Source organism: Rubneribacter sp., assembly GCF_965361815.1.
In genome coordinates this window covers 1-5,921 of the sequence record NZ_CBDTNW010000075.1, presented here as the reverse complement: position 1 = coordinate 5,921, position 5,921 = coordinate 1, and the positions used below count along the sequence as shown (strand labels likewise).

Sequence of the window (5,921 nt, the reverse complement as noted above, 5' to 3'; positions counted from 1 at the left end):
GGGGAGGGCCTTGCCCGGCGCCCGACCAGGGAAGGCCCGGCCCGAGATCCGGCAAACACCGGTTCGTGTCAACGGTGGTTTAACAGCGGAGGATGGCCGGTCCGGCGGCGAAGGCCGAATCGGCGCTCGGACGGCGCGGGCGAAGGGGCCGCTTGCCGCCTTCGCCCGCCTGCGCGTGCGCAGCCTATGCCAGATCGAACAGCCGCTGCGCGTTCCCGCCGAGGATCATGTCGGCGGCGTCCGGGTATTTCTCGTGCAAAAACGCCTTGACCACAGGAGCGTTCTTGACCAGCGTTGCGCGTTTGGTGTGCGGATAGTCCAGGCCGAACAGCACCTTGTCGGGCTTGACGAGCGTCATCAGGTTGTCGAAGTTGCGCGGTAGCACGTCGCCCGAGATGTCCACGTAGATCTTGGACATGCCGCCGTAGATGTCGGCCTCCTCCTTCATGAAGCCCGTCTCCACGAGGTGCTTCGAAATGCGGGCCAGCCGGTCGACCACGGTGGGCATGAAGGCGCCGACGTGCGGGAGGATGAACCTCACGTTCGGATGGCGGTCAAGCACGCCGGCGCACAAAAGGTCGACCACCGTGCGCGTCTCGTCCACCAGGTATTCGAACACGGGCATCGGACCTGAGGTGAACACGCCCTCGGTCAGGCGCGGCGGGCGGGACGGGTGGATGAACACAACCGCCTTGCGCTCGTTCAGCTCGGCCCACAAAGGCTCCAAGCTCTCGTTGCCCAGGTAAACACCCTGCGCGTTGCTGGGGACCTTCACGCCGACGGCGCCCAGGTCGTCAAGCGCGTGGCGCGCCTCGGCGATGGAGCCTTCCATGTCGGGCAGGGGCAGGGCGCCCATGAAGCGGAAGCGATCGGGGAATTTGGCGATCTCCTGCGCGATCGTCTCGTTGATCTTGCGGCACAGCTCGCGCGACTCGGCATCGTCTCCCCAGTGAGGATGCGGCGTGGACAGGGACAGCACGCTCACATCGACGCCCACCTCGTCCATGAACTCGACGTTTTCCTCTATCGTCCAGCGCGTCGGCATGGGGAAGCCGTCCTCTTTGTCGGCTCCGTGCTTCACCACCGCGTCGTAGTACGCCGGCAGGACGAAATGGGTGTGGCAGTTGATGGTTTTCATGATGATTCTCCTTTTCATTCGATGGGTTTTGCGGGGGTTTGCTTGTCAGGCTTGGCCCGACGGGTTTGATGAGCGTGCGGATGGGGCCTCGCCGGCGGCGCTGGCTGGAAGGTGCCGGTCGCCGTTCGCATCGCCCCACGTGGCGACGATCTTCTTATTCACCAGGGGCATGATGAGGTTGGTGACGATGGTGGCCGTGGTCACCATGGCGACGCCGACGGGTATAAAGGCCTCAAGCGTCGGGTTGCCGGCCATGATCAGCGGTGGTATGGCAGCGCAGGATCCGGACACCGAGCACCATGCGACGCCTTGGTAGCCAGGTCGCTTGAGCACGAGCTTGTCCACCAGGAAGAACAGCCCCAGCACCACCACCAGGTACAGCACCGACATGATGATGCCGGGAACCGCGCCGTTCACCACGGCGTCCACCAGGTTCATGCTCGCTCCGAAGTTCGCGCCCAGCACAGGGATCATCAAGCTCACGCCGGGCTTGAAGAACTTGGCGAAAGCCGGGTCCAGATTGCCCAGGAGAAAACCGACGAGGAACGGGACGAACAGGGCCAACATGGCCATGCCGTCGAAGTCGCCCGCGCCGGCGCCCACCAACCCGTACACCAGCACGGGCACGGCAACGGTGGTGGACAAGTGCACCAGCGGGAACGTCGCGCGATCGAGGTCGGTTCCGTAGCGTTCCATCTGCTCCAGGTACGTGCCGGGGTTGGTGCTGGTCATGATGGCGAAGAACACTGCAGCCGGCACCCCGAACGCTATCACCGGGGGCAGGAGGTATTGCGCGATGGCCGCTACGACCACCATGATCCCGATCTTCATGGCGAAGTACACGCCGCTTTTCTTGAAGAGCTCGTAGAGCATCTTCGGGTTGATGGACGCGCCGCTGCAGAACAGGATGAAGCCGATGATGGCCATGCTCCCGTTCTTGAAAAGCGGCGTGGTGGTTCCGCCGATGCTGAGCGCATCGGGCCAGACGGTGTTGATGATGGCGGTCAAGAGCATGGGGACAATCAACGTGCCGCCGGGAATCCACTTCATGAATTTCATGATTCCGAGATAGGTCTTTTGCTCCGACATGGTAACCTTTCTCTTGCGATGTGATCTTTGGGCCCGAAAGAAAGATACCCGCGCAACGGTGCCGGTGTGATTTACAAGAATTCGAGAATTGTCACAAACGAAACAGGGGAGCCGGCATCTGTAATGTTTCTCGGGTTGAAGGGGGGCATTCCATGGGCGCTTCTAAGGAGGACATGCGATCGACGCGCACGAGAAGGGCTTGCAAGCGGGCCCTTCTCGATCTCATGCGGGAAACGGACTTCCAGGGCATCACGGTGACCGACATCGCAAGTCGCGCCGAGATATCGCGAGTCACCTTCTACCGCCACTATCCGACAACCGCCGACGTGCTTGCCGATATAGCGAAGGATGTCATGGACGAGTACGCCGAGAGGCGGCGAGGGATCGTCTATCCCGATGCGTCGCTAAGAACGGGGGTCGAGCAGCGCTGCTTGCTGTTCTACTCGCATTTCGCCGATCACGCCGAGTATTATTCCGCCATGCTCGGGCGGCATGGCATCCCCTCCTTCGAGCGGGAGCTGCAGGATATGCGCGTCTCCCTGTTCTGCGGCCGCTACTCCTTCCGCCCTGCGCGGGGACAGTCGGAGGCCGCTGCGCGCCTGCGGTTCAGGCTGTTGGCGAACTATGTCGTGTACGCCCAGCTGGGTTTGGCGAAGTTCTGGCTCATGGAGGGCTGTGAAACCGACGTCCACACCGTCGCAAAGGTGGCCGCCGATTTCACCTACACGCTCTTGTCTGACCAGAGTACGCTCGTCATCAGCGAGAACGAGCGGTAAGCCGCATCCTGCTCCGCATTCGCTTCGGTTGGGGTGGCGCTGCGGTCATGGGCGAAAGCAGGAGCGTTCCACCCTGCAAAGCCTCTTGCGTCGAAGTGGCTGAAGTGTGGAATTCTGCGTTTCTTGCATAATTATCGGAGAAACTGCTTGTCATTCATGCCATATCTTATTCGTAATCGGAATAAGATATGCTTCAATCTTCTTCGAATTTTGAATAAGATTGGGTATGAACATGGCATATGAATCTTTGGTTGCTGAGTATTTGGACTTTGAGCTTCCGGCGTACGTTCCGCGCGAGGAGTTGTTGGTCAGTCTTCCCGAGCCGAGTTGCAACAACGTTATCACCTCAGTCGTGGGGGTGCGCCGTTGCGGGAAGACGTTTTTCCTCTACCAACTCATGGATGAGCTGGTGCGATCAGGTGTGCCGCGCAACCGGGTGTTTCATTTCGCGTTCAATGACGAGCCGATTACGCCATTGCCTGCGTGGAAGTGGTTTTTAGAGCGCTAAGAGCGGGTTGTTGCACGCAGGCACGAAGAAAAGGCAAGCGGACGAACCGGAGAGGGCTGAGATGGACGGCGTTTCTCAAGCGCTCGATTGTGGGCGGTGCGCGGGGCGGCTGCATGCAATTGACTAATGTGCGATCCCCTTTCACAATAGCCACAGCAGGCAGGGAGGCGTGCGTGCTGCTCGGCGCCCGTTTCGGGTGGCGCGTAGGTTCGGCCTCGCTGCGTTTTGCTTCCGTGGAGTGGGGAGGAGGGTTCGTGGGCAAGTCGGGCGGCAACAGGACGGCGCAGGCGACCTCGGCGTTTTTGGCGACGGCCGAGCGGTTCGCGCCGTTGCGGCGTTTGGGCTGGGCGTTTCTTCTGGCCTGGGTGTTCTGCGTGTTCTACACCGATGCGGCAGGCGGGCGCACGGGCGCGCAGGCCGAGGCGTTGGCGATGGGCATGGGGTGGCACCTGCTGTTCGCGGGGCTTCCCGTTGCCATGTCGGTGGTCACGCTCGCGCTCGTCGTGGGGTTGGAGCGACGGCTGGGGTCGCCCGTCCGCCATCCGGCGCTGTTCTGGGTGGCGCCAATGGCCACGGCCGTTTCCACGCCGCTTCTGTTTTGCGAGCTGCCCGACTTGTTCGCGACGGCGGCGCTGTTCGTGGCGGGCGCGGTGCTCACGGGGTTCGGCAGCGGCCTTATGTGGGTGATGTGGGGCGAGTACTACGCGAAGGTCACGCAGGAGGAGACGGAGTTCCTCGCGCCGTCCTCGGCTGTGCTGGCGGCGGTGCTCGTGCTGTTGGTGTCGGCCATGGACGGGTGGGTGACGCTTGCGGTGGTGACGGCGTTTCCGCTGGTGTCGGGGCTGTGCTTGGCGCTTTCGTGGCGCGATGTCGCAGGGGGCGACGCGGCGGGCGAGTACCTGGGGCCGGCCGAGCGGCGCGCGTACGCCCAGGCGCATGACGATGCGCGGACGGGGCTTTCGCGCGTGTTCGCCGCAATGGGCCGCGCCGGGTTCGGCATTCTGGCGGCGTGTCTGTTCGTGTGCTTGGAAGGATCGTTTTGGGCTCCGGCTGCGAAGAACGCGCCCGAGGTGCAGGCGGCGTTTCTTGCGAGCATCGCGTTCATGCTGGCGGTGGGGCTGTCGGCTACGGCGGGGCCGCGCCGGGTGTCGCTGTCGTTTCTGTACCGGTGGATGTGCCCGGCGCTCGTCATCGGGTTCGCCGCGCTCATCGTGTTGGGCGACGGCACGGGCGCGTATGCGGCCTACATGGTGGCCATCGCGGCGCGCTTCGCGTTCTGCCTGATCACGCAGATGTACTTTGCGCGTTACGCCGTGCAGGGCGCGGCGACGCCGGTGCAGTCGTATGGTCTGGGGTGGATCTTCGTGCATCTGGGCGACTTGCTGGGGGTGCTGGCCATCGCGTTCGCGGATGCGGGCGTGGCGGCGGGTGCGTTTGGCGTGGACCAGGTGGCGGCCGTGTCGATGGCGCTTTTGGTGGTGTCCACCATGTTCGTGCTCAACGACGGACGCAGCTTCTCGTTCGGCTCGTGCTCGGATAAGCGGGCATCCGTTGCCGAGGAGGGGGGTGCTGCCGCGCCTGGGCTGGCATCCGCGTCGGCGCTTGCGGCGCAGGAGGCTGCCGAGGTCGACGACCTCACCGCGCGCATTCGCGAGCTGGCCGCAGGCGGCGGCCTCACGCCGCGCGAGACGGAGGTGTTCGACCTTCTGGCTCGCGGGCGCTCCGTGCCCTACGTGCGCGACGCCCTGGTCATCTCCCGGGAAACGGCGGCCACCCACGCCAAGCACGTCTACGCCAAGCTGGGCGTGCACTCCCGTCAGGAGCTCATCGACCTGGTGACGGGCTGAGGCGGGGCGCGGGGGCGGGATGCGGGATGCGGGGCGGGCAGCTTGCCTCTACGCCGTCGTCGGCCGCGCAGATGCGCGAAAATTTCCTGAGATGGTCAAAATCGGGGCAAGTCGGGGGATTTCGAGGTCGTTGGAGGCGGCGTCGCGGTCGTGCGGAAAACGCGACCTGGCCTTTTGCGGTTTTCTGCAGGGATTCGCCTGCGGTGAGCCCCCGATTCTCCCGAATTTTGACCAGCTAGGGCGAAAAACCGTGCATTTGGGGGAGGGGAGGGCAGCGGGGGCCGATGGACGAAGGACCGCGAAGGCCGGTGGGAGGTTGCTGGAGGCGGGCGAAGGTTGACGAAGGAATTGGCGCAGGGACGCTGATCAAGATGTTTTCGCGCGATCGTCTGGCGGGGCGTTCTCAGGAGGTTGGCGGTGGCGCTCCCGTCGGGCGGAGCGCTCGGCAAAAACGAAGGCGGCCGAACCGAAGGGGAGGTTCGGCCGCCGCAGGCGCGGATTGCACCTTTTTGGGAGAGGGAGGGAGGGAAAGGGGAGGGGAGAGGGGTCCTGTGCGGTCCCCC

General features: G+C 63.8%; 5 protein-coding genes. 3 read left to right on the top strand and 2 right to left on the bottom strand.

Going from position 1 to position 5,921, the window contains the following annotated elements; all coding sequences use genetic code 11:
• Positions 1–184: 184 nt before the first annotated feature.
• Together ACWKY3_RS05680 and ACWKY3_RS05675 are read right to left on the bottom strand one after the other, a co-directional pair.
• Positions 185–1,138 carry an amidohydrolase family protein gene (locus tag ACWKY3_RS05680; RefSeq protein ID WP_449315456.1) on the bottom strand — a complete coding sequence of 318 codons (954 nt, stop codon included), beginning with the start codon at positions 1,136–1,138 and terminating at the stop codon, positions 185–187.
• A gap of 45 nt (positions 1,139–1,183) precedes the next feature.
• Positions 1,184–2,197, bottom strand: a complete 1,014-nt coding sequence (locus ACWKY3_RS05675) for a 2-keto-3-deoxygluconate permease (protein WP_449315455.1) — start codon at positions 2,195–2,197, stop codon at positions 1,184–1,186.
• Positions 2,198–2,379: 182 nt separating this feature from the next.
• Between ACWKY3_RS05675 and ACWKY3_RS05670 the strand changes: the two genes are divergently transcribed.
• From ACWKY3_RS05670 to ACWKY3_RS05660, 3 genes are all read left to right on the top strand, one after another.
• Positions 2,380–3,003: a TetR/AcrR family transcriptional regulator gene (locus ACWKY3_RS05670; protein ID WP_449315454.1), complete on the top strand. Its 624-nt coding sequence runs from the start codon at positions 2,380–2,382 to the stop codon at positions 3,001–3,003.
• Between the two features lie 226 nt (positions 3,004–3,229).
• Positions 3,230–3,511 (top strand): hypothetical protein, encoded by a 282-nt coding sequence (locus ACWKY3_RS05665; protein WP_449315453.1) that lies wholly within the window; start codon positions 3,230–3,232, stop codon positions 3,509–3,511.
• A gap of 254 nt (positions 3,512–3,765) precedes the next feature.
• On the top strand, positions 3,766–5,358 hold the full coding sequence (locus ACWKY3_RS05660; protein ID WP_449315452.1) for a response regulator transcription factor: 1,593 nt from the start codon (positions 3,766–3,768) through the stop codon (positions 5,356–5,358).
• Positions 5,359–5,921 lie beyond the last annotated feature (563 nt).

What these genes read in the sequence shown, in the direction of transcription:
- ACWKY3_RS05670 (WP_449315454.1), top strand. Translation starts at nt 2,380, where the DNA reads ATGGGCGCTTCTAAGGAGGACATGCGATCGACGCGCACGAGAAGGGCT.
- ACWKY3_RS05680 (WP_449315456.1), bottom strand. Translation starts at nt 1,138, where the DNA reads ATGAAAACCATCAACTGCCACACCCATTTCGTCCTGCCGGCGTACTAC.
- ACWKY3_RS05665 (WP_449315453.1), top strand. Translation starts at nt 3,230, where the DNA reads ATGAACATGGCATATGAATCTTTGGTTGCTGAGTATTTGGACTTTGAG.
- ACWKY3_RS05675 (WP_449315455.1), bottom strand. Translation starts at nt 2,197, where the DNA reads ATGAAATTCATGAAGTGGATTCCCGGCGGCACGTTGATTGTCCCCATG.